We start from the raw sequence: 23,386 nt of genomic DNA, 5'->3' as shown, positions 1-23,386 counted from the left end.
TGTCTACAATTTACTTATTCAACTTCTTGATTGTAGTTTCCGGGAATTCATAAGAAAATTTTACTTCGTTGGGAATATCGGTTTCACCTAGATTTTTCATCACAATTTCTTTACTATATTGAAATCTTTATTTGCTTGTGTTTAATAAAGTGTTACTGCTTATTACAAAATTAATGATTTAGATTGCATTGATAGATTATCATATCTGTCTCAAGTGTAATTTAACAGGTTGCGATAAATGCTCACGAATTCTCTCAATTTAGCCAATCTTAATTTAAAAGGTGGAAACAGTGAATAATACTGAATTTTACACTTATGCTATGACAGAAACCAAACTAACGCTCTCTCAATTAGAACAATACCTTTCAAAAGCAGCATGGATACTTAAAGGTCCAGTAGATGCCTCAGACTTTAAAGTATACATATTCCCTCTCCTTTTTTTTAAAAGAATCTCAGATACTTACGATGAAGAATATAGACAAGCTTTAGAAGAATCTGGTGGCGATGAAGAATATGCTTCATTACCTGAATTTCACAGATTTGAGATTCCTGAAGGGTGTCATTGGAAAGATGTAAGTGAGACTACTACCAATGTAGGGTTAGCTATTGAAAAAGCCCTAAGAGGTATAGAGCAGGCTAACCAAGAGTATTTATATGATATTTTTGGTGACGCCCAGTGGAGCAATAAAAATAAACTCTCGGATCGCCTTCTTACTGATCTAATTGAGCATTTTTCCCAATATACTTTATCTAATGAACTGGTAGACCCTGACATTTTAGGCCAGGCTTATGAGTATCTGATCAAGCATTTTGCGGATCTCACTAACAAAAAAGCAGGTGAGTTTTATACTCCTCGCTCAGTAGTTCACCTTATGGGTCATATCCTAGATCCTAAAGAAGGTGAAACCATCTACGATCCGGCTTGCGGTACCGGAGGCATGCTCTTGGAATGTGTGGATCACCTAAAAGACCATCAGCAGGATTACCGCACACTTAAGCTATATGGTCAGGAGAAGAACCTTACTTCTAGCTCTATTGCCAGAATGAATATGTTTCTGCATGGGGTTGAGGATTTCTTTATAGAGAGAGGTGATACACTGAAAAACCCAGTATTTTTTGAGGCTGATGGTTTGAAGACTTTTGACTGTGTTATTGCTAACCCTCCATTCTCACTTGGTAATTGGGGAGCGGAGAATTGGGCCAATGACCCCTTTGGACGTAACATAGCCGGTGTACCCCCTCAGGGTAATGCTGATATGGCCTGGGTACAGCATATGATCAAATCCATGAATGCGAGTGGAAGAATGACTGTAGTACTTCCTCATGGTGCGCTATTCCGTAAAGGGGCAGAAGGCAAAATACGAAAGGCCTTATTAGAAGATGATTTGTTGGAAGCTGTGATCGGTATTGGACCTAATATTTTCTACGGTACACAACTAGCAGCCTGTATTATGGTCTTCAAAAAGCAAAAAGAAGCAGCTAAAAAAGATAAGGTACTATTTATTGATGCTGCTGATCAGATCAGAATAGGAAGAGCCAAGAATTTCCTGGAGCCGCTGCACGTAAAACAGATTTATGAGTGGTATTCGGCCTTTGAAGATGTAGAAAACCATGTAAAAGTGACATCTCTAGAAGATATCATAGAAAATGACTTCAATCTCAATATTCCTCTGTATGTAGAAAAAATCATTGAAGATGATTTACCTACCGTTGAAGAGGCCTTAGCTGACCTAAAAGAGGCATGGAATGAGAGCTTGAAAGCAGAAGATAAATTTAAATCAGTACTTCAAAAATTCTTAAGTTAAAGGTTGTAAGATGGCTATTGAAAAGAAGATTAAGGACATTTTAATGTCTATTGACAATGGGGAGTATACTATCCCTGAGTTTCAGAGAGGATATGTTTGGAATAGCACCCAGGTAAAAGAGTTTTTTAGATCTCTTTTTTTAGAGTACCCTTCAGGGTCATTTCTGATCTGGAAAACCAGAGAACCTTCTAAAATACGAGGAGATAAGCCTGATACCAATTCTATTTACCATCAGCTTATTCTTGATGGGCAACAAAGACTCACTACCATTTATACTATTTTCAGAGGTAAAACACCCTCCTGGTATGAAGGGGTATCTCTGCGTACGGACTTATACTTCAATCTGGAGACTGAAGAATTTGAATACTATATGCCTCGGAAGATGGAAAATAATCCGGAGTGGATTCATGTTTCCGATTTTTTGAGCAAGGGAGGAGTATCTGCTTTTCTAAAGGATTTAAATAGCTTGGACGCAGATACAAAGAGTTTTTATCTAAGCAAGATTGATACTATCAACAAGCTAGGTGAAATTGAAAACTACGGATACTATATCAAAGAAATTACAATTACCGAGTTAGACAAAGTTGTAGAGATATTTAACCTAGTAAATAAGACAGGTACTACGCTCAGTGAATCGGATCTTGCCTTAGCCATCATTACTTCTAACTGGCCCCAGGTAAAAGAACGTTTTAGGGAAGTAATAGAGGAGTACAAAACTTATAATTACGACTTTAGCTTCAGGTTTCTGACCAGATGTATCAACATCTTAACAACTGGCAGAGGAAAATACACTGCTGAAATTGCAGATGTCACCCAGGAGCAATTTGAGGAAGCATGGCCTAAACTCAAAAAACTATTATCGTATCTCATCAATATTCTAAGGGATAGTGCATACATTGACTCTTCTGATAGTTACAGTTCATTCTATGTACTGTATGTATTAATCTACTATCTATCTCGCAAAGATTTAAAGTTTGAAAGTGCAGAGGAAGCCAATAAGGCTATTTTCTGGCTTTTCATGGCATTGCTCTGGGGGCGTTTTAGTGGATCTTCTGAATCCTATCTGGAGAAGGACATCAACATTATCAAAGAAACAGATTCATTAGATGCACTGATCAAAGAGATGCAGCTTTACCGGGGCACTAACCTCTATCTGAGAACAGAAGACCTGGCTTACCAAGGGGTTAGAAGTAGAATTTATAATATTTTTTACAGCGCTATTAGAGCTCAAAATGCTAAGGACTGGACCAATCCTGCATTAAGTCTTTACTCAAAAAGCATAGGCTATAATAATAAGCTTCAACGCCATCATATATTCCCTAAAGCCTTTCTTTATAAAAAATACAATTCTAAAAACTCTGTTCATAAGGCCCTGATTAATGAGATTGCCAATATTGCTTTCATTACTCAGCAATCTAACATTGAAATTTTGGATACCGACCCAGCGGAATATCTACCCAAGATTGATGCTGAGCAGTTAAGGAAACAGTTTGTACCTACTAATACAGAGCTGTATGATATTGATCAATACGAAACTTTCTTGGAGGAAAGAAGGAAAAAAATATGTGATGGTATCAATAAATTCTTGAAGTCATATCATGAAACTAAAAAGGAGAATGTAGTACCTGAAGACCTTCAGCACTACGATAAGGAGGTAGAAAATCTGGAAATTGCGATGAGGAACCTAATTGCGATGAAACTGGAAAACACTGCTGAACTCAATGCCTACGAGGAGTTTATTCCTATACACATTCGTGAAAAGTCTGAAGGGCGAATTAATCACTGGCTGAGAAAAAATCCTGGAGAGGATAAAAAGCAATTTGATGCCTTACGGAGAAAATTAGACTTTTTTGATCTACAGGAATATAAAGACGTAATGCTAGCTAAGGGAGTATGGCCTATATTTGAAGAGAACTTTGGTAGCAAAGGAATGATCATGACACGCTTCAGTCAGTTGGGAGAGCTCAGGAATAGCATAAGACATAGCAGGGATATTACTGAGGCTACCCTGAAAGATGGGGAGGCCGCCATTGCATGGTTTCATTCTATCCTTAGACCTTATTTGGAGGAGAGCCTTCTTGTAAGTGAGGCAGAATAAAGAATTGATAAAAACTACCTAAACAAAATATGACCCAGGCGGAATTAGAAAAATATCTCTGGGGGGCCGCTATTGCCCTGCGAGGCACTATAGATGCCGGAGATTATAAGCAATACATCTTCCCCCTACTCTTTTTTAAGCGTATCTGTGATGTGTATGATGAGGAGTTTGAACAGGCTATGCAGGAAAGTGGCGGAGACCTGGAGTACGCCTCTTTTGAAGAGAACCACCGCTTCCAGATACCCAAAGGGTCACACTGGAATGATGTGCGGGAAACTACCGTAAATGTAGGTAGGGCTATTCAGGAAGCGATGCGAGGTATTGAGAAGGCCAACCCGGAAACATTATACGGAATTTTTGGAGATGCCAGTTGGACCAATAAGAACCGCCTCTCCGATGAAACGCTCACCAATCTCATTGAGCACTTCTCTCAGCATAAGCTCAACCTGGCCAATGTACCGGATGATCAGCTGGGCAATGCTTATGAGTACCTGATTAAGGAGTTTGCTGATGATAGCGGACATACCGCTGCGGAGTTTTACACCAACCGTACGGTGGTAAAGCTCATGACCATGATCATGGACCCGCAACCGGGGGAGAGCGTGTATGACCCTACCTGTGGCTCTGGGGGGCTTCTGCTCAACTGTGCTTTACATTTAAAGGAAGAAGGCAAGGAATACCGCACACTAAGGCTCTATGGGCAGGAGATTAACCTGCTCACCTCAGCCATAGCCCGTATGAATATGTTTTTGCACGGCATAGAGGAGTTTCAGGTAGTAAGAGGAGATACATTGACGCATCCGGCCTTTCTGGAACATGATACTTTGAAAAAGTTTAATGTGATTTTGGCCAATCCCCCCTACTCCATTAAAGCCTGGGACCGTAAAAGCTTTGAGCAAGATTCTTACGGCAGGAATATCTGGGGCACGCCTCCACAAGGATGTGCGGATTATGCCTTTCAGCAGCATATACAAAAAAGTCTGGATCAACATAACGGAAGGTCTATCTCACTCTGGCCTCACGGTATATTGTTTAGGGACTCTGAAGCTGATATGCGCCGGAAGATGATTGAAGAAGATCTGGTAGAATGTGTCATTGGTCTGGGACCAAACCTCTTTTACAACTCTCCTATGGAAGCCTGTCTACTGATTACCAAAACCAATAAAGAAGAGCATAAAAAGGGTAAAATTCTATTCATTAATGCAGTAAATGAAGTTAGGCAGGATAAAACAATGGGTTTCTTAGAGAAGGTCCATGTTGATAAAATCTTCAAAGCTTATCAGGATTTTACCGAAAAAAATAATTTTGCTGCTTTAGTTGCTACTAATGAAGTACTAAAGGAGAAAAACGGTAATATGGCTATCAATTTGTATGTTCGCCCAGTCCAGCACAACCCTGACTCTTCTGAAGATTTTGAAGTAGTCTATGACAAGTGGGAAAAATCTTCTGATGAATTGAAATCAAAGATGAACGAACTCTTTCAAATACTTGAAAATTAATGGAAGCAGTACTGAGCAAAAGCCTAAGTTTAGATAAATCAACCTGGCAAAAAGTAAAGTTTGGAGAGGTGGTAAGTGAACCCAGGGAAACGATGAAGGATATGCATGCCGAAGGCATTGCACATGTAGTAGGTCTTGAGCACATTGACCCTGAAGATATACACCTTAGAAGAGCTGCCAGTATTGAAGACAGTACTACTTTTACAAAAAAGTTTAGAAAGGGAGATATCTTATTTGGACGAAGAAGAGCTTATCTCAAAAAAGCAGCACAGGTAAACTTTGATGGCATTTGTTCTGGTGATATTACCGTCATGCGGGCTAAAGAAGGACTTTTGCCTAAACTACTTCCATTTGTAGTTAATAATGACAAGTTTTTTGATTATGCCGTGAAGCATTCTGCTGGTGGACTCTCCCCCAGAGTGAAGTTTCATGATCTCGCCAACTACGAATTCCTCCTCCCTCCCAAAGAGCAGCAAGCCCAACTGGCCGAACTCCTCTGGGCTATGGATGAGGTAATTGAAAACATCATTTTTGTAAAAGAAAAAACTGAATTTCTTAGACTAATTAATAGGGAGAAGCTATTTACTTATGGTATAGCTGCTCTTGATAATGCTAAGAATATTAAGTTGAAAAACTCAAAATGCGGTTTAATCAATAAGGAATGGCAAGCACATAAGTTTTTTAATATCGCTGAAGTCACTAGTGGGCAAGTGGACCCTAAGGATGAGAAGTATTCAGGTTTAGTACAAATTGGTTCTGAGAGAATAGAACCCAATACTGGTAGAATAACAGAATTTAAAACCGCTAAAGAATTGAATATAACTAGTGGTAACTACCTTTTTTCAAAAGAACATATAATTTATTCAAAGATTCGCCCCTACTTTAAAAAAGTCGCTAATCCTAATTTTACAGGTTTATGTAGCGCCGACATTTATCCTATTAAACCCAATTCTGATCTTCTTTGTAAAGAATATCTTTTTTATTATTTATTGACAGATAAGTTCACCCAAAAGCTACTAAGGTTTCAAAATAGAACAGGTATGCCTAAAGTTAACAGAGAAGAGTTAGGATCAATGTATATTCCTGTACCTAGTCTTGATGAACAGAAGGGGATCGTAAATATACTAAAGCATATAGATGACTCATTGGATGCTATTGAAAAAAAACTTTCTTCCTCCAAAGCGCTCCAAAAAAGCCTCATCAATCAGATATTTTAAAGTATGCCCGGAGAAGTTCCAGATATCGTAAGGCTTTACAGGCTGGTACACTACCGGAACCTGCCTCATATTCTGGAGCATGGGCTTTATACTCGTAAAAGTCCTCATTTCGATCCCAATTATGTAGAAATTGGTGATTCTGACCTTATCAGAAAACGCACTGAATATCCAATAAAGTTATCTGGCTACGGAAATGTAGGTGACTACATACCCTTTTATTTTGGTACGCTTTCTCCTATGCTACTTAATATCATAAGTGGTCATAGAGGCATCAAAAAGCTCCCTCAGGAAGATATTATTTATCTCCGCACTACCTTAGATCAAATAGAACCTTGCCAATGCACTTATGTCTTCACAGATGGCCATGCTAAAAAAGAGTTAACTAAGTTCTATACTGACAAAGCCGATTTGGATAAAGTAGATTGGGATATCGTATACAAAAGGGTATGGAAAAACACGGCAGATGATCGGGACAGAATGCGGCGAAAGCAGGCAGAGTTTTTAGTAAAAGATCATGTACCTCTTCAATGCATCACCCATATTATTACTTATACTGAAGATAAAGCAGAGTGGGTGAAACAGGAAGTAAACAAATATGGTTTGGAAATTGAGGTACTTGTAAACCCAAATGAAATGTTTTATTATTAGCCCATGATCCAGTATACCCAAGGTAACCTTTTAGATGCCCCTACTGAGGCACTTGTGAATACCGTTAATACGATGGGTATTATGGGAAAGGGTATTGCCTTGCAGTTTAAGGAAGCTTTTCCAGAGAACTTTCGGGCGTACAAAAAAGCCTGCGAGCAAAAAGAATTAGTACCCGGTAAACTGCTGTGGGTAAAAGAGCTCACCCCCCAGGGGGAGAAGTGGATTGTCAACTTCCCTACCAAAACCGTTTACTACCGCAAATCCAGCTATAAATATGTAGAGGAGGGCCTAAAAACCCTGGCTTCCGATCTCAAAGCTAACAACATTAAGAGCATTGCTATCCCCCCCTTAGGTTGTGGCAATGGCGGCTTGAAGTGGGATAAAGTAAAAGCGGTGATAGAACAGTATCTCGCTCCGTTGGGTACGGAGGTACTGGTATATGAGCCTAATCCTAACATCAAAGCACAATTAAGAAAAGAGTCTCCTGCAAAGGAAGTTAAACTCACTCCTGCCAGGGCTATGTTGCTTTTTACCATGTTCCAGTACGAACGTTTAGGTGAAGAGACTAGTCTATTTGTAGCCAATAAACTGGTCTATTTTTTACAAAGAATGGGTGAACAGCAACTGAATAAGTTAGATTTTACTCCCAGCTATTATGGCCCCTACTCCCCTGCTGTAGGGCATGTGCTTTATCATCTTAATGGCAAGTACATACAGGGTATGGAGCAAAAGAATGCCAAACCTTTTGAGCCTCTTCTGCTCAATTATGAGCTCTTTGAGGAGGTAAATCAGTATGTTCATACCAAGCTCAGCAATGAGCAATATAATCGCCTTCAGGACCTACTAAAGCTCATAGATGGTTTTGAGTCAGCCTTCTCCCTTGAACTACTCGCATCCGTAGATTTTCTACTAAAAGACAATCCACAAGCCTCAGCAGAAGAACTCCTTCCACAAATAGCAGAGTGGTCTGATCGCAAGACCAAAATGTTCAAAAAAGAATACGTAGAAATAGCGTATCAACACCTCAAGCAATACCAAAGCGAGAAGGCTTTTATGGTATAATCCAAGTAGCCTTTCATTTCCTCTCCCTACTTTTAGGTAATAATCTCAAAAAGATTACTTTATCTCACAAAAAGCATTATTTTTTCTTCAAAAAATGATATACTTATGTGTGCGTAAAAATACTCCATCATGGCTTTTAGCGAAATTGATAGAATATAGCATTTTATTATCCCCCAACTCTGTGAAATAGATTTGAATACCAAATGTCAAAGAATAAAGTATGAAATAATTAAACCATGAGTATACAAGACGAAATAAGGGAGGCAAGAGAGCAGAATAGATTAAATATCCCAGCCAAAAGGTTAATGGAAAAACTTCGTCCCATCCCAAGCAATGTAAATGATCTTCAACATCGCTGGTTTTGGGAGTTATTACAAAATGCCAGTGATTACAATGACTCTGTGGATGTGGGTCTTGAAGTTTATGAAGATCGTCTTATCTTCATGCACAATGGCAATCCCTTTCGGCCTTCTGATGCTGAGAATTTGATTGCGCCAGACTCTGGAAAAGACTCAGATGAATTACGTGAGCAGGATATGATTGGGCAGTTTGGAACTGGATTTATTTCTACCCATGTGGTTTCTCCTATTGTAAAGGTAGAAGGTGTGATGAAATCAGAAAGAGAAACCGATCAATATTTGAAGTTTCACTTCACACTGAATCGCACAGCCTACGATGATAAGGAAGCACTTAAGATATCCATTCCCAAAACTTCTAAAGAGTTGGATGAAAGCATTAAGCCAATCACTTATCAACCAGGAGAATTTTATACTAAATTCACTTATGATCTCAATACTTCACTTCCGAATATAGATTCAAAAGAAGTGGTAAAAGAAGGCCTTAAATATATAGCCGATGTCCTTCCCTATACCTTGGCTTTTATGCCCAAGATTAAATCTGTAACCATCCACAATAGCAATACTGATCGTATTGCTTATACAAATAGAATATTCAAGCCACAATCGTCAGATGACTCTAAATCTGTTATAGTTAATGTTTTTGAATTTGAACACCTTTTCGACTCTATCCTATTACGTCTTTTTAATAAAAATGATGCACAACTAGTTATTCGAGTTGAGAACAATAGGATTATTCCCTATCCCAATGGGATTACTAAGCTGTTTTGTTCACTTCCAATGATTGGCACGGAGGCTTTTAGTTTTCCTTTAGTATTAAACAGCAAAAAGTTTGTCCCCCACTTAGAGCGGGATGGAATAAGTCTCACAGTTAACGATACAGAAAACAGAACCATTCTTGAAGATGCTGTCATTGCTCATAGTCAGGCACTAGAAACACTTTCTGAAGAAAGGATTGAAAACTGGTCTTGTTTAGTTAAATGGCCAACTGCATCATTCAAGACAGAGCAAGAAAGAGCCTGGTATAAAACAGAAGTCATTGATAAAATTAAGGCAACGTACTTAGCTACTAAAATCGTAAAAACTACTGATGATTGGATCAAGCTTGATGATACAATAATACCTTATGCTCCCCAGGACGCTTATTCCGAAGAAGACCTCTTAAATTACTATGACTTAGTTTGTCCACTCCGTTCTGAAAGCTTACCAAAAAATGCTGATTATCTCAACTGGAATAGAAACTTAGATTTTTCAATTTTCCCTGGCTTACGTTATTCTTTAGAGGATTTTGTTAAAGAACTGTCAGAACTTGGTTCATTAGAACAAATTATAGCAGCTGAGACAACAAATTATTCCTGGTTCAATATGGTTCTAAATTTTGTTCTACAGAAAGACCCTGATCTGCTAGATAAGTATGCAATTATTCCAAATCGTCTTGGGAATTTTGTACGAAGAAAGGACTCTATCTACTGGAATAATGATGTTGATAGCTCTTTATTTGAAGTCTATCGTTTAATGACAAAAGAGGATTTCGAGGAAATTTTAGTTCATCCTGAAATTAATATTGCTAATCTGCTCGAAGGGAAAAGAGAAAAAACTACCCGTGATTTAGCAAAAGCAATTGATGACTCATTCAGTGAATACCAGGGCAACAAGCAAGCCCCCAATTTTCTAAAAGCACTGAGGCTTACATTTCAATGGGCACGTGAATCCGATCTACCTGAAAAAGAACTAAAAGAACATTTTAAATGGTTTGCAAGCCATCGTCCGCAACTCTTTTTGGAAACATTTAATGAAAACGATCGGGATAAAGCCTTCAGTATAGTTCAAAGCGGGAAGCTAGCCTCTCTTTCTAAACTGGCAGAATCTTCACTTACTAACGAGGATATCAATTCAATGGTGGCAATAGGTAATTCGGGCGTAAACATCAATAAAATGTCTGAATTAGCCAATCTGTCAAAGACTGCTGGAATTGATGAAGTCTTGGAGTCGGCAAGAGATTTGGCTAGAGAAGAAGAAGAAAGGGTTTTTAAACAAGAGATTGGTGAAAATGTAGAACAAATTTTGAATAATGTCTTCAAAAGAGAACTTCCGTCTTATGAAGCTAGCTTGGATCGTAAAAGAGATTATGACATCCTTATTAGAAATAAGCTTCACCCTTTAAATCAATATTTTATTGAACTAAAATCAATAAAAGAAAACAATACAGAACCTATAAAAATGGGGATTCATCAGGCACGAAAGGCTAAGGATAACCCAAACAACTATGCACTTCTATTAATCAGAAGGCCACCAGAAAATAGCATTACTGAAGAGTACCTGCGAAACAATATCATTTGTAATTACCAAATTGGAAAAGATGTGATTAGTGAAGTAGATAAATCTAGAGTTGTGGATGAAATTGTAAAATCAATGGACTCTATTAAACTAAAAATCAAAGATCCTAGCATGAAAGTGCATATCCGACAGGAATATATTGATCCTTTGGGTAAAGACTTTGAAGAACTGAAAACAAAAATTCACGAAGCAATTAAATAATGTCATTCAGCGAACTCAACAGCGTAGAACATTATATCATTCACCAATTAAGTGGGGTTAATCTCAATAATGGGAAAGCAGAAGAACAGTCCGTGCCCTACGGAGCCCATTGGATCTATAAATCTGCACAAGAACTCTCCAGAGGAGTCAATGAGGTACTAGTAGAGTCTGAACTCAAGGCGGCCCTCATTCGGCTTAATCCTGAAATTGCTGAGCATCATGAATTAGCCGATGAGGTAATCTATAAGCTAAGAGCTATTCTAATTTCTGTAAATCAGATAGGCCTAGTCAAAGCTAACGAGGAATTCTTTAAATGGCTGTGCGGAGAAAAGACCATGCCTTTTGGTAAAAACAACCGGCACGTACCGGTGCACTTGATTGACTTTGATGATAAAAAAAAGAATAGCTACGTTATCACTAATCAGTACAGAGTTCACCATCGTGAAACCAAGATACCGGACGTAGTACTTTTGATCAATGGCATACCCATAGTAGTGGGTGAAGCTAAAACACCAATCCGACCCTCAGTAAGTTGGTTAGATGGAGCCAATGAGATACATAGCATTTATGAAAATGCTATACCTCAACTTTTTGTGCCCAACATTTTATCTTTTGCTTCCGAGGGTAAGGAGCTTTTTTATGGCGCTGTTCGTACTCCTTTAGAATTCTGGGCTCCCTGGAGGATTGAAGGTGATGATGGTGCCCTTTCCAAGCGGTTAGGCTTGGGAGAAATTGGTAAGGAGCTCTCTGACCTTTTGAGTCCAGTACGCCTATTGGATATTATGCAGTACTTCTCCCTATTCAGTACGAATAAGAAAAAGCAAAGGGTCAAGATCCTTTGCCGCTTCCAGCAGTATGAAGGAGCCAATAAAATTGTAGAAAGAGTAAAAGAAGGAAGAATAAAAAAAGGGCTCATATGGCACTTTCAGGGTTCAGGTAAGTCACTCCTTATGGTTTTTGCCGCCCAAAAGCTTCGCAAAAGCCAAGAATTAAAAAGCCCCACCGTACTTGTATTGGTTGACCGTACTGATCTTGACACTCAAATAAGTGGTACCTTTAGTGCTTCAGATGTTCCCAATGTAGAGACAACCGATAGTATCAGTGAACTCCAAACCTTATTGGAACGAGATACCCGCAAGATCATTATTTCCATGATCCATAAATTTCGTGATGCTAAACCCAATATGAATGCCAGGGATAATATCATTGTACTGGTAGATGAAGCCCATAGAACTCAAGAAGGAGATTTAGGAAGACAAATGAGAGCTGCTTTACCCAATGCCTTTTTATTTGGACTAACAGGAACACCAGTTAATAAAGCGGATAAGAATACCTTTTGGGCTTTTGGTTCTGAAGAAGATCAGGGAGGATATATGTCTCGCTATACTTTTCAGAATTCCATCAGAGATGAAGCTACCAAACCCCTACACTTTGAACCCCGGCTAGTTGATATTCACGTTGACAAAGAGACCATTGATAAAGCCTTTCAGGAATTTAAAGAAAGCAGTGCCCTCACTGATGAAGAAGCAGATGCATTGAATAAGAAATCTGCTAAGATGGCTGCCTTCCTAAAATCTCCTGAGCGGGTGGGTAAGATTGTAGAGGATATAGCAAAGCACTTCAGGGAAAAGGTAGGGCCACAAGGCTTTAAAGCTATGATTGTTACTCCTGACCGCTTCGCTTGCGTACAGTATAAAGAAGAATTGGATAAGCATTTTCCAACTACTGTGAGCAAGGTAGTTATTTCTACTTCAGCCAATGATGATCTGGAGTTCAAGCAAAAATGGGCAGTAGATAAAAGTCAGCAGGAAAAAATTGTAGAAGAGTTCAATGATCCAGATTCTGAACTTAAGTTTATCATAGTTACTGCCAAGCTGCTGACTGGTTTTGATGCTCCTATTCTGCAAACCATGTACCTTGACAAATCCCTCAAAGATCATACGCTTTTGCAGGCCATCTGCCGCACTAACCGCCTGTTTCCCAACAAGCATTTTGGCAGGATCGTAGACTATTTTGGGGTATTTGATGATATGGCCAAAGCCCTGGAGTTTGATGAAAAAAGTGTCAAAGAAGTGATCACTAACCTGTCAGAATTAAGAGCTAAACTCCCGGAAGCAATGAAAAATACATTAAGTCATTTTGATGGGGTTGATCGTTCTGTAGAGGGGTTTGAAGGATTGGAAAAAGCCCAGGATGCAATCAATACAGATGATAAGAAGGATGCCTTTGCAAAAGATTATAAATACTTATCTAAGCTCTGGGAATCCTTATCTCCGGATAGAATTTTAGATGTTTATTTGAAAGACTATCAATGGCTATCTCAGGTATTTGAATCTGTACGTCCGGCTTCTGATAATATTGGCAAACTATTATGGTTCTCCCTGGGGGCACAAACAACTAAGCTGATTCATGATAACATCCATGTTGGAGAGGTTCATCACCTGGAAGAGTTCGTATTAGATGCTGATGTGATAGAGGATATTTTCAATAACCCTGATCCCAAGAATGCTAAGAAGTTAGAGAAGATCCTGATCAAGCGTTTTAAAAAGCATGCGGGTAACCCTCAATTTAAAAAGCTAAGTGAACGCTTGGAAGAACTAAGAGATAAAGCGGAGCAAGGATTGATTACTTCCATAGAGTTTGTTAAGGAACTTTGCAAACTGGCTAAGGAAACCGTTCAGGCAGAAAAAGAAGTAAGTCAGCAAGTACAGGAAAAATCTCCCCAAGCAGCACTTACTGAGTTGTTTATGGAGTTAAAAACTGAGCAAACTCCCGCTGTTGTAGAAAGAATTGTAGGAGATATAGATTCTATCGTACGGATAGTAAGCTTCCCCGGCTGGCAGAGTACCGCCTCTGGTGAACGGGAGGTACAAAAATCCCTACGCAAAGCCCTGCTAAAATATAAGCTCCATAAAGACCAAGTCCTTTTTGATAGGGCTTACGGATATATTAAGGAGTATTATTAACATGTATGGTAAACTAACCTAAAGATTTCCAAAAGCGCTTCACAAGCTTTATTGGAGATTGAAATTGCATAAAACTGACTTTAACATTATGCTCAGAATACTGAAAATCAAATATTTGAAGACTAAGATCCTCTTCTCTCTAGGAATTATATGTAAGTTTGTACTCAAATGACTATCCAGTACTGTTCAGATTTACATTTAGAATTCAATGCTAACAAAAAGTGGTTGAAAGAGAACCCAATCCAAGCTGAGGGTGAAATTATGATTATTGCTGGAGATCTTTTTTATCTGGATGAAGATTTTGAGAACCTGATATTTTTAGATTACCTTTCTCAGAGTTTTACAGAAACTTATATTCTTCCTGGTAATCATGAGTATTATGGGGGCTATGATGTGGAGCTACATTCAGGGGCATTAAAAAAGCCTTTGAGAGACAATGTATGGTTGGTTAATAACTGTGTCATTGAAAAACCAAATATCAGATTGATTTTTACTACCCTCTGGTCCAGAATAGAAAAGAATATTCCAGCTATCCTCTTTGGGATGGTTGATTTCCGTAGGATTTATTTCCAGAAGCAACGGCTTACCATTGATCATTATAACTACCTCCATAATGTTTCTCTAGAATTTTTGAAGCATGAGCTTCAGGTAAAGAGCACAAAAAAACAATTGGTCATTAGCCACCACCTGCCGAGTGAATTATGTAATGCTGAAGAGTTTAAAGGTAGCCAACTGAATGAGGCGTTTTGCGTAGATCTAACACCTATGATCATGGATTTTAATATAGATGCCTGGATTTATGGCCATAGTCATAGAAATATACCTGAATTTAGAATTGGCAAAACCTTGATGCTGACCAATCAACTTGGATATGTTGACCATCACGAGCATCATAGCTTCAGAAGAAATGCTATTGTCAAAATTTAACATGATCTAAAAATCAGATACAGTTACCCATTTCTTATCTTTCAGCTATGGGTAACAACAATCCTATAGAAATATTTGCTACTGAAATACAGGTCCGCCTACAGCAGGATACTATGTGGCTATCTCTAGATCAAATGACCAAGCTTTTTGACCGGGATAAGTCTGTTATTTCCCGCCACCTGGCTAATGTTTTTAAAGAAGGTGAGCTAAAAAGAAATTCAGTTGTTGCAAAATTTGCAACAACTGACACCAAGGGCCTATTAAATTAAATATTTAAGGCTATTTGTGTTACACAAAAAGATAAGTGACATGATTCTAAGAGCGTGTTTGAGAATATTTAGTCAAGTTTGTTAAGCATCAGTTGAATCATGTCTAATTGAATTATTGTCTCCGAGTTTTTTGGATAGTATTCGTAGTCTTTGTCCAACCTTCGGTAGTTATTGAACCAGCCAAATGTTCTCTCGACGATCCATCGTTTCGGCAATACTTCAAATTTCTTGGGGTGAATTTTTTTGACTATCTGTAACGTCCAGCCCAAATGACGAAATGTCTTGCGTACCCATTCTTTCATCTTATCCCCACCATACCCTTGGTCAGCAAAGAATACTTGCAAACGATGAAACTGGAAAACGTGTTGGGCGAGCCGTTGTAGCAAAAATTTAGCACCCTGGCGCTCATCAATATCAGCCCGGTGGACGACAACTGCTAGGATCAATCCCAGTGTATCTACCACCACGTGGCGTTTCCTACCCTTAACACACTTAGCCACATCATAGCCTCGCTGTCCAACATTAGCAGTAGTCTTGACACTTTGAGAATCAAAAATACCTACGCTAGGGGCATCATGTTTCCTTACTTTTCTACGTACTAATTTACTAAGCGTATCGTGCAACAAAGCCCAAAAGCCGTTTTTTCGCCACTTTTGATAATACCAATAGATCGTCTGCCACTTAGGAAAATCCCTGGGCAACATACGCCATTGAACACCCCCTTTTACCACATACCATATCGCATTGAGTATCTTCCTCAATTTATGCTTTCTTTTGCGCTTTCGTTCTTGGGGATCAAACATCTTTTCGATAAGTTGCCATTGGGTGTCGGTTAAATCGCTTGGGTAATTGTTCATCTTGTAGGAAATTTGATTTTTTACCCAAAGATACTGACACCTGTTTTCTTTAAGTCATATTTTCAAACACGCTCTAAAAAACTCACTAAAGTTCTCAACCCAAACAACTTTAAAGAAAAGTAATAACAAGCTACTTCTTTTTTCTAAGAAGGGTTACCCACCCTTTTTGATGATAATTTATTGTCTTAGCATTTTGAGAACAATAATATTCCAGTGTCCAATAATAATTTCCAGCAGGTGCTTCTACACCATTCAAGATTCCATTCCAGAAAGGAGTCTGATTACTGATAAATATAAGCTTGCCTACACGGTTATAGATTTTGAGAGTAGCATCTGTAATATTATGATGAAGTTCAGGTTGAAAGAAATCATTTTTCCCGTCAGCATTCGGTGTAAAAACATTAGGCATAAAGATATCGCAATTACAGTTTTCTGTTTCTAGATTAAGTGTTCGAGTAAATGACATACATTCATTTTCCCAAAAAACCGTATATCTTCCTGATTTACTAAAGTCTCTAGAAGGAGAAGAACTACCATCATTCCATACCTGCTGAAAGCCTTCTAAATAAACATCCCACTCAAAAACTTCACCCTCACATACTAATGTATCTATTGATTCAGGCAATACTTCAGGAGTATATTTGAAATCTATATTTATACTATCCATCACTACACAACTTCCGTTTTGTACTTCCACCCAATACAATCCAGAAGATGTAACAGAAATCTGTGCTGTAGTATCTCCAGTACTCCATAGAATACCCCCACTATTCCCCCCTACTTTAAGAACTTGTTTCTGAGAATCGCATAAAAGAGTATCCGGCCCAAGATCAGGTTTCTGTAAAAGGGTAACATTTATACTATCTTTTACAGTACAGGTGCCATTACTCACTTCTACCCAATATATGCCAGGTTGAGTAATACGTATTTCCGAACCTATCTCTCCTGTACTCCATTGAATGCTTACATCCCTATTATCAACTCTTAAGATATGATCTACTTCTCCACAAAAAAGAGAATCTTTTCCAAGATCCACATTTAAATAATCAATATGGATTGTATCAGAGGCAAAGCAGCCATCTTTATAAACTGATACCCAATACTTTCCCGGTTCATTTACAGATATTTTTCTATCCGTTTGCCCATCACTCCACCAATAAGCAACATTGTCAATTCCTGCATCTAACGTGATCTCAGCATTCTGGCACAATAAGGTATCAGAGCCAAGGTCCATATATAGGTTAAATTTTTCACAATCATCATCAACTACAAGAGTATCCAGTTTATAAAAGTATGCTGAACCTGCATCGTTATAATAGGTGAAGTTGTCGATAAAAATATCAGACGAATTAGCACCAATCATAATATTTTTACGATCTATTGAAAGCCATTGTCCAAACACATCACTTGCCTTTCCATTTGAAGCCATTATCTTGCTTTGCAACTTCCAATCGCTCCCTTCGCGGTGATATAGATAAGCTGCACCAGCTTTGTAAGCCAACTCACTATCCCTATCAGCACCTACTAATAAATAGTTGCCACTAATACTTATCCCTACTCCAAACCAGTCATTCTTATCTCCATCGGGAGAAATTATTTTTTTTTGCTGTATCCAGTCTTCTCCATTTCTTAGAAATATATAGGCTGCTCCAGCATTTTCAGCTGTGTTATCATCTCGGAATGCTCCGATTACAACATAAGGGTCTTCAATGCTTACCGAAATTCCAAAAGAAGCTCCTTCACTTGCATCTGATGCCGTTAGTTTAGCTTGAAAAGTCCATTGTTCTCCATTACGTGCAAAGATATAGGCAGCACCTGAGTCCTCATTTTCTCGATACGCACTAACTATGGCATAATTTTGATCCAAACTAACAAAGCTACCAAAACGTGCCGCCCATATATTATCATCCGGGTTAGTTAGTTTAGCTTGTTGAATCCAATTATCACCTTGAAGCACAAAAACATAGGCAGCACCTTCCTTTGAACCAATTAGAGCGTAGTTACCATGTATGCTTACAGAATTTCCAAACATTTCATCTGCTTTACCTTCAGAAGCATGAATTTTTGAGTGAAATCTCCATTCACCCATATCACGATAAAATATGTATGCTGAACCAGATCTGGAACCTAAGTCGTCATCAAAAGAAGCACCTACGATAGCAAAATTACCGTAAATGCTCACAGCTTCTCCAAAACTATCTCCTTGAACTCCATCAGGAGCTAAAAGCTTAGTATGAAAACTCCATTTTTCTCCATCTTTCTTAAAAATATACGCTGCGCCTGATCCAGTACCATTGGTTGCATCATTATTTGCACCAGTAATAGCATAATTTCCTTCTATACTTACTGGTAATCCAAAATGGTGGTTATGCTGTGGATCAGGAGCGGTTACCATGTTCACTTCTTTAGGTATTTGTGCATACATAGATAAGTATACCATATGCACAAAGATTGTAAGGGTAATTCTTACAAAAAGAAAATTCGGAATAGCCTTCTCGGATTTAACTTGTTTCATTTACTTTTTAAGGACACACTTGACCTATGCAAAAGAAAACAAAGTTGAAGCCTTAAAATACTAAGATTCAGTTAAACCCTGAGTTAGGTAAGCTTTTTAACGATGTCTTTTATAATCTAAACTACCAACTTATCAAGTTGGCCTGAAGAGTAAAATATCACTTCTCAACAAATTTAGGCAAATAACATACTTAGTTACTTATAAAGTCAAAGAGCTCTTTTGAGATCAGGAATACAATTCATCTCTCATCCTCACCAATAATGCTTCAACCTTCTCTAAATCAGGAGTTTCTGGTAAAGGAGACAGCTGATAGATTTCTTCCATTTCGTTGATTCTCTGCTCGGCTTGTTCTACTAATGCTTCATAGTCAAAAGACCCTTTTTTGATGTTTAGTAAGAAGTCACGTTCGGGTCGCCTAACTCTGACCGTACCTTCTTTGCCTATTTCTTCTGCCATCGCTAGCAGCCGGAAAGTATGCATCATGTTTTTGGCATCGTAGTTTTTGCCGTGTGAAAGCGTATTCTGATAGCGGGCATCATTTCGCTTTTCTACCCACTCCCAGTATTCCCGGTAATCTCTGCAATAAGAAGAATAGCCAGATTTATTGAAGGACATGATGGCTACCGGCTTAGCTTCTTTGGGAATAGAACTCAAAGAAATATCATTGGCTTTCTCGCTCTGGACAATACCCTTATAAGGGTGCTTCGGATCATGATACATACCATACACTTCTCTCATATGCGCAATGCTGGATAAACCACAGTCTTCTTGCTTCATCTGGTGTTTAGTAAGAAAATCCTTCACTGGCACTGATCCCTGCCCCTGCACAACATAGCAAAAGTCAAGTACGGACTTTCTTTCTTTTTCTACCGGGTTAAGAATCTTCTTATTCAACCCTCTGGCTTTCTTTACCTGTGTCATGGCATAATTACCAAAGGTCTGCTGACACAAACGGGATAGAAATACCTCTTCCCTAATCTGCTCCATAAAAGGGTGTTTATAGAGTATGCAGTCTTCCGGAGTATTGAGCAATTCCAGAATATTAGGATTGTTCTTGGCTAGAAGTTCTACAAATTTCCCCAACTCATAGTATACGATATCATTACTTTCATTACTCAACTGAGGGATATAGTTCATGCCATAAAACTGTTCTTTAGACAGATAAAACACACCCCGGATATCGGTATCCGACTCAGCGGTAGCCAGGCCATAGGCTTTACTGCCGCTGATACATTCCAGCAGCAGTAAACCTCTTTCCTTCATTTCCTCTATTGTCATCTCAATCTGATTTCACCGTTTCTCTAAAAAAACTATCCAGCAAATGCATATCCTTTGCAGGAGCGTTTAAGGCTTTACTCGCTTGCTCATTGCTTGCAATAAACTCCTCAAGAAAAGTCAAGAGTTTTTCACTGGATGGATGCTTATAAGACTCTTCTTTGTTTGACTTTAACACTCTTAGTGCATCAATTTCTTTTAAAACCTCAGAAGGCAAGGATAAGTCTTTGAGCATTTCTGTGAAATTGACTGGTGGAAAAGTCTGGTACAGCACCACCCAATATGCCGCCATAGCTGTTCTCAGTGCATAAAAAAGATCCTTCAACCGATACCTATCCACATCACAAAGTGAATGGTACTTTTTAGCCATACTTTGATAATGATAAAAACCCGCTGCTGGTGCAAAATGCCGTTCCGCTAAGCTCCTAAGTTTTTCAAGAAAAGGCTGATCTGTAAAATACACCAGTGGAGAATATATCCACTCCATTAACGGGACATTAGACTTAGCTAATAACATCAGGCTTTTGTCAATGTCCCACCCACCAGCATCAAAATCTCCCCTTATCTCAGAATTGATCACATCACTCTTTTTGAAAAGTGAGAGATAAGCATCTGTCTGCTTCCTGTAAATGAAGCGGACATCGTAATCACTATCAGGAGAAGGAAAACCCCAGGCACGAGAACCTGCCTCGCAGGCGTGCAGGATCTTTACCTGGTATTCCTTCTCAATAGCTTTCAATTTGTTGATGATATTCTTTTTCATATTCATGTCTATAATCTTGGATCTATGGGTTCGCTTTCCAGCGCCAGCACTCCAAACACACATTCATGGATTCGGCGTAATGGCTCTTTTTTGACAAACCTTTCTAATCCTTCTAATCCCAACGCAAACTCTCGCATAGCCAGCGATCTCTTGCTAGACAACCCACGCTTTTTGAGCCTTGCCAGATGCTCAGGAGCCGTATATTCTGGTCCGTAGATAATCCTCAAATATTCTCTGCCTCTACATTTGATCGCTGGCTGCACCACTCCTTTTTTGCCATGACTGACAAAATCCAGAGGTTTGATGACTATGCCCTCCCCTCCTTTTTCTGTCAAGTCTTCCCACCAATGGACTAGCGCTTGCTGTGATTTTTCATCACTGAAATCTACAATCCGATAAGGGGTTGCCATCAGCAATTCTTCATCTCCCTGACAAATCTCCTGAATATGCTGCATATGCCACTCATGCGATTTATCCATATGTACAGCCTCTTCAGTTGCCAGAATATGAAAAGGGGCTAATTTGTAATCTGCTATACTTTTCACCGGCCAGCAGTACTGACGGTAAGCTGTACGGTAATCCTTGATCATCTCCTGCTTCTGTATATACTTTTCCAGTAAAGCATCTATACCTTCTACCTGACGAGTAGTCGTTGAAGAAAGTACTTCTACAGTAGCGGACAAAGAGGCTTTCGCAGCGGCTCCTACTGAAGCGTACTGTTCCTGTAAGAGTGCCTGTGCTTTGGCCGACCAGGGCATCAACTCAGCATCCAGACAAACCCAATCCGTATCAAACTTTTCCCAAAAGTCAGTTTTTGTTAGCGCAGCATTGACTCTGCTCAAAAACTCCTCTTCATCTGCCAGATCATTGAAAAAGCTTCTTCCGGTACGGGTATAGCATTTGCCTATCCCTTCTCCTTCTATGCCAAAGCACTTTACAGCAACTTCTTCATCTTTACACACTACGAGTATCGCTCTGGAACCCATATGCTTTTCTTCACAAATCACTTTCTCTATGCCTTGCCTGCGATAAAATTCTAATGCTTCTTCCGGTCTTTCCAGATAATCAGGATGCTCACTCGTCTCGGTAGGTGACATGGTGGGCGGCAGATAAATAAGCCACTTCGGATTCACCGCGAACCTACTCATCACCTCCAAGGCAGCCATTGCATTTTCCTCTCTGATGGTCACATTATTTCTCAAGCGGGTGCTGATGATCCGTTTCCCCAACACATCTTCCATATCCAGCAAATCATCATATTCCTGCTGCTGATTCAAAGAAGATGAGACTGCTTGCAAAGGACGGGCAGATTCAGCATATACTTGTAAAGCATCCACTGAAACCAACTCTTCCTCAGGATAACGCAAAGCCGTTAGCTTTCCACCAAACACACAGCCGGTATCTATGTCAATCGTTCTGTTGAGCCACTGCGCTTCGGGTACGGGTGTATGCCCGTACACCACCATAGCTTTACCCCGATATTCAGATGCCCAGTCATAGCGTACTGGCAAACCAAATTCATCAATCTCTCCGGTAGTCTCACCGTACATGCAGAAAGCTCTTACCGCACCACTGCCTCTGCCCTGCATCTCCTCCTTGATTCCCGCATGCGCTACCGCCAGTTTACCATCATCAAAAACATAGTGACTTACTAGGCTATAGAGAAATTCTTTCACTTCCATGCGAAATTCTTCTGACTCAGAAGAAAGCTGCTTTACTGTTTTTTCCAACCCATGTTTGAGTTGTACATTTTTACCTTTCAGATACTTCTGCAACTTCATATCATGGTTACCAGGCACACAATAGGCAACCTTAGCACGCACCATATTCATGACCAGCTTCAATACCGCAGGAGATGCGGGGCCACGATCCACAAAGTCGCCCAGGAAGATTACTTTTCTACCCTCGGGAGAGCTTACTTCCAGACCGAAGTTACTTCCATTATCTTGAGTATTTTCCAGTACATACCCTAGTTTGCCAAGTAAGGCAACCAACTCCTCATAGCAACCATGTATGTCTCCGATGATATCAAATGGACCGTGAACCTCTTTTTTATCATTGTAGAGTTTTTCACGGACAACCTCCGTTATGCTCTCTACTTCTTCAGCAGATTTCAGAATATGGATATGACGGAAGCCTTCTCTTTTCAGCTTTTTTAGTGATCTTCTTAATTGTGAGCGTTGCTGACGAATCACATGCTTGCCAAAATTTCTGTCGCTACGCTGATCATTTCTTTCCTGACATACATCTTCCGGCAAATCCAGTACAATGGCTACGGGTAAACAGTGATATTCTTTAGCCAGATGCACCAACTTTCTTCTGCTTTCCTCCTGCACGTTGGTCGCATCAACTACGGTAAGAAATCCGTTTTTGAGTCGTTTGGCAGCGATAAAATGCAAAAGATCAAAAGCATCAGGTGTAGCAGACTGATCATTCTCATCATCTGATACTATTGCCCGACACCGATCAGAAGAAATCACCTCGGTAGCCTTAAAATGCTTACTGGCAAAAGTAGATTTTCCTGAACCTGATACACCAATTAGGGCTACTAGAGAAAGTTCTGGTATTTTTATAATATTCATTTTTGGTTG

The 23,386-nt window shown here is 39.3% G+C and carries 15 protein-coding genes; 10 read left to right on the top strand and 5 right to left on the bottom strand.

Annotation, left to right across the window (positions count from 1 at the left end; all coding sequences use genetic code 11):
- The first annotated feature begins 320 nt into the window (after window positions 1–320).
- From OKW21_RS01240 to OKW21_RS01195, 10 genes are all read left to right on the top strand, one after another.
- Window positions 321–1,805, top strand: a complete 1,485-nt coding sequence (locus OKW21_RS01240; RefSeq protein ID WP_277476542.1) for a type I restriction-modification system subunit M — start codon at window positions 321–323, stop codon at window positions 1,803–1,805.
- A 10-nt stretch (window positions 1,806–1,815) separates the two neighbouring features.
- Window positions 1,816–3,903: a GmrSD restriction endonuclease domain-containing protein gene (locus OKW21_RS01235; protein ID WP_277476541.1), complete on the top strand. Its 2,088-nt coding sequence runs from the start codon at window positions 1,816–1,818 to the stop codon at window positions 3,901–3,903.
- A 29-nt stretch (window positions 3,904–3,932) separates the two neighbouring features.
- Window positions 3,933–5,402 (top strand): type I restriction-modification system subunit M, encoded by a 1,470-nt coding sequence (locus OKW21_RS01230; RefSeq protein ID WP_277476540.1) that lies wholly within the window; start codon window positions 3,933–3,935, stop codon window positions 5,400–5,402.
- A gap of 92 nt (window positions 5,403–5,494) precedes the next feature.
- Complete coding sequence (locus OKW21_RS01225) at window positions 5,495–6,619, top strand: restriction endonuclease subunit S (RefSeq protein WP_277476539.1); 1,125 nt, start codon at window positions 5,495–5,497, stop codon at window positions 6,617–6,619.
- A gap of 3 nt (window positions 6,620–6,622) precedes the next feature.
- A complete protein-coding gene (gene darT / locus OKW21_RS01220) occupies window positions 6,623–7,267 on the top strand; it encodes a type II toxin-antitoxin system toxin DNA ADP-ribosyl transferase DarT (protein ID WP_277476538.1) in 645 nt (214 codons plus the stop codon).
- A 3-nt stretch (window positions 7,268–7,270) separates the two neighbouring features.
- Complete coding sequence (gene darG, locus OKW21_RS01215; RefSeq protein WP_277476537.1) at window positions 7,271–8,329, top strand: type II toxin-antitoxin system antitoxin DNA ADP-ribosyl glycohydrolase DarG; 1,059 nt, start codon at window positions 7,271–7,273, stop codon at window positions 8,327–8,329.
- A 236-nt stretch (window positions 8,330–8,565) separates the two neighbouring features.
- Window positions 8,566–11,223, top strand: coding sequence for a sacsin N-terminal ATP-binding-like domain-containing protein (locus OKW21_RS01210; RefSeq protein WP_277476536.1), 2,658 nt, complete (start codon window positions 8,566–8,568; stop codon window positions 11,221–11,223).
- Complete coding sequence (locus OKW21_RS01205) at window positions 11,223–14,189, top strand: type I restriction endonuclease subunit R (protein ID WP_277476535.1); 2,967 nt, start codon at window positions 11,223–11,225, stop codon at window positions 14,187–14,189. The genes OKW21_RS01210 and OKW21_RS01205 overlap by 1 nt, the downstream gene beginning before the upstream one ends.
- A 168-nt stretch (window positions 14,190–14,357) precedes the next feature.
- Complete coding sequence (locus tag OKW21_RS01200) at window positions 14,358–15,116, top strand: metallophosphoesterase (RefSeq protein WP_277476534.1); 759 nt, start codon at window positions 14,358–14,360, stop codon at window positions 15,114–15,116.
- 47 nt (window positions 15,117–15,163) lie between these two features.
- A complete protein-coding gene (locus tag OKW21_RS01195) occupies window positions 15,164–15,385 on the top strand; it encodes a virulence RhuM family protein (RefSeq protein WP_277476533.1) in 222 nt (73 codons plus the stop codon).
- A 68-nt stretch (window positions 15,386–15,453) separates the two neighbouring features.
- Here OKW21_RS01195 and OKW21_RS01190 read toward each other — a convergent pair whose 3' ends face one another.
- The 5 genes from OKW21_RS01190 to OKW21_RS01170 all read right to left on the bottom strand — a co-directional run bounded on the left by OKW21_RS01190 (window position 15,454) and on the right by OKW21_RS01170 (window position 23,377).
- Window positions 15,454–16,242 carry an IS5 family transposase gene (locus OKW21_RS01190; protein WP_277476532.1) on the bottom strand — a complete coding sequence of 263 codons (789 nt, stop codon included), beginning with the start codon at window positions 16,240–16,242 and terminating at the stop codon, window positions 15,454–15,456.
- A gap of 130 nt (window positions 16,243–16,372) precedes the next feature.
- Complete coding sequence (locus tag OKW21_RS01185; protein ID WP_277476531.1) at window positions 16,373–18,757, bottom strand: T9SS type B sorting domain-containing protein; 2,385 nt, start codon at window positions 18,755–18,757, stop codon at window positions 16,373–16,375.
- Between the two features lie 225 nt (window positions 18,758–18,982).
- Window positions 18,983–20,035 (bottom strand): nucleotidyltransferase domain-containing protein, encoded by a 1,053-nt coding sequence (locus OKW21_RS01180; protein WP_277476530.1) that lies wholly within the window; start codon window positions 20,033–20,035, stop codon window positions 18,983–18,985.
- Window position 20,036: 1 nt separating this feature from the next.
- Complete coding sequence (locus OKW21_RS01175; protein WP_277476528.1) at window positions 20,037–20,795, bottom strand: nucleotidyltransferase domain-containing protein; 759 nt, start codon at window positions 20,793–20,795, stop codon at window positions 20,037–20,039.
- A gap of 8 nt (window positions 20,796–20,803) precedes the next feature.
- Complete coding sequence (locus tag OKW21_RS01170; RefSeq protein ID WP_277476527.1) at window positions 20,804–23,377, bottom strand: polynucleotide kinase-phosphatase; 2,574 nt, start codon at window positions 23,375–23,377, stop codon at window positions 20,804–20,806.
- Window positions 23,378–23,386: the final 9 nt, after the last annotated feature.

The organism is Catalinimonas alkaloidigena, assembly GCF_029504655.1.
GTDB classification, from domain to species: Bacteria; Bacteroidota; Bacteroidia; order Cytophagales; family Cyclobacteriaceae; genus Catalinimonas; species Catalinimonas alkaloidigena.
Note: the sequence above shows the minus strand (reverse complement) of the source record. Positions and strands in the feature narration are given on the sequence as shown.

Excerpts from the sequence above, each read along its gene's own strand:
- OKW21_RS01240 (WP_277476542.1), top strand. The coding sequence starts at position 321 with ATGACAGAAACCAAACTAACGCTCTCTCAATTAGAACAATACCTTTCA.
- OKW21_RS01235 (WP_277476541.1), top strand. The coding sequence starts at position 1,816 with ATGGCTATTGAAAAGAAGATTAAGGACATTTTAATGTCTATTGACAAT.
- OKW21_RS01230 (WP_277476540.1), top strand. The coding sequence starts at position 3,933 with ATGACCCAGGCGGAATTAGAAAAATATCTCTGGGGGGCCGCTATTGCC.
- OKW21_RS01225 (WP_277476539.1), top strand. The coding sequence starts at position 5,495 with ATGAAGGATATGCATGCCGAAGGCATTGCACATGTAGTAGGTCTTGAG.
- darT (WP_277476538.1), top strand. The coding sequence starts at position 6,623 with ATGCCCGGAGAAGTTCCAGATATCGTAAGGCTTTACAGGCTGGTACAC.
- darG (WP_277476537.1), top strand. The coding sequence starts at position 7,271 with ATGATCCAGTATACCCAAGGTAACCTTTTAGATGCCCCTACTGAGGCA.
- OKW21_RS01210 (WP_277476536.1), top strand. The coding sequence starts at position 8,566 with ATGAGTATACAAGACGAAATAAGGGAGGCAAGAGAGCAGAATAGATTA.
- OKW21_RS01205 (WP_277476535.1), top strand. The coding sequence starts at position 11,223 with ATGTCATTCAGCGAACTCAACAGCGTAGAACATTATATCATTCACCAA.
- OKW21_RS01200 (WP_277476534.1), top strand. The coding sequence starts at position 14,358 with ATGACTATCCAGTACTGTTCAGATTTACATTTAGAATTCAATGCTAAC.
- OKW21_RS01195 (WP_277476533.1), top strand. The coding sequence starts at position 15,164 with ATGGGTAACAACAATCCTATAGAAATATTTGCTACTGAAATACAGGTC.
- OKW21_RS01190 (WP_277476532.1), bottom strand. The coding sequence starts at position 16,242 with ATGAACAATTACCCAAGCGATTTAACCGACACCCAATGGCAACTTATC.
- OKW21_RS01185 (WP_277476531.1), bottom strand. The coding sequence starts at position 18,757 with ATGAAACAAGTTAAATCCGAGAAGGCTATTCCGAATTTTCTTTTTGTA.
- OKW21_RS01180 (WP_277476530.1), bottom strand. The coding sequence starts at position 20,035 with ATGACAATAGAGGAAATGAAGGAAAGAGGTTTACTGCTGCTGGAATGT.
- OKW21_RS01175 (WP_277476528.1), bottom strand. The coding sequence starts at position 20,795 with ATGAAAAAGAATATCATCAACAAATTGAAAGCTATTGAGAAGGAATAC.
- OKW21_RS01170 (WP_277476527.1), bottom strand. The coding sequence starts at position 23,377 with ATGAATATTATAAAAATACCAGAACTTTCTCTAGTAGCCCTAATTGGT.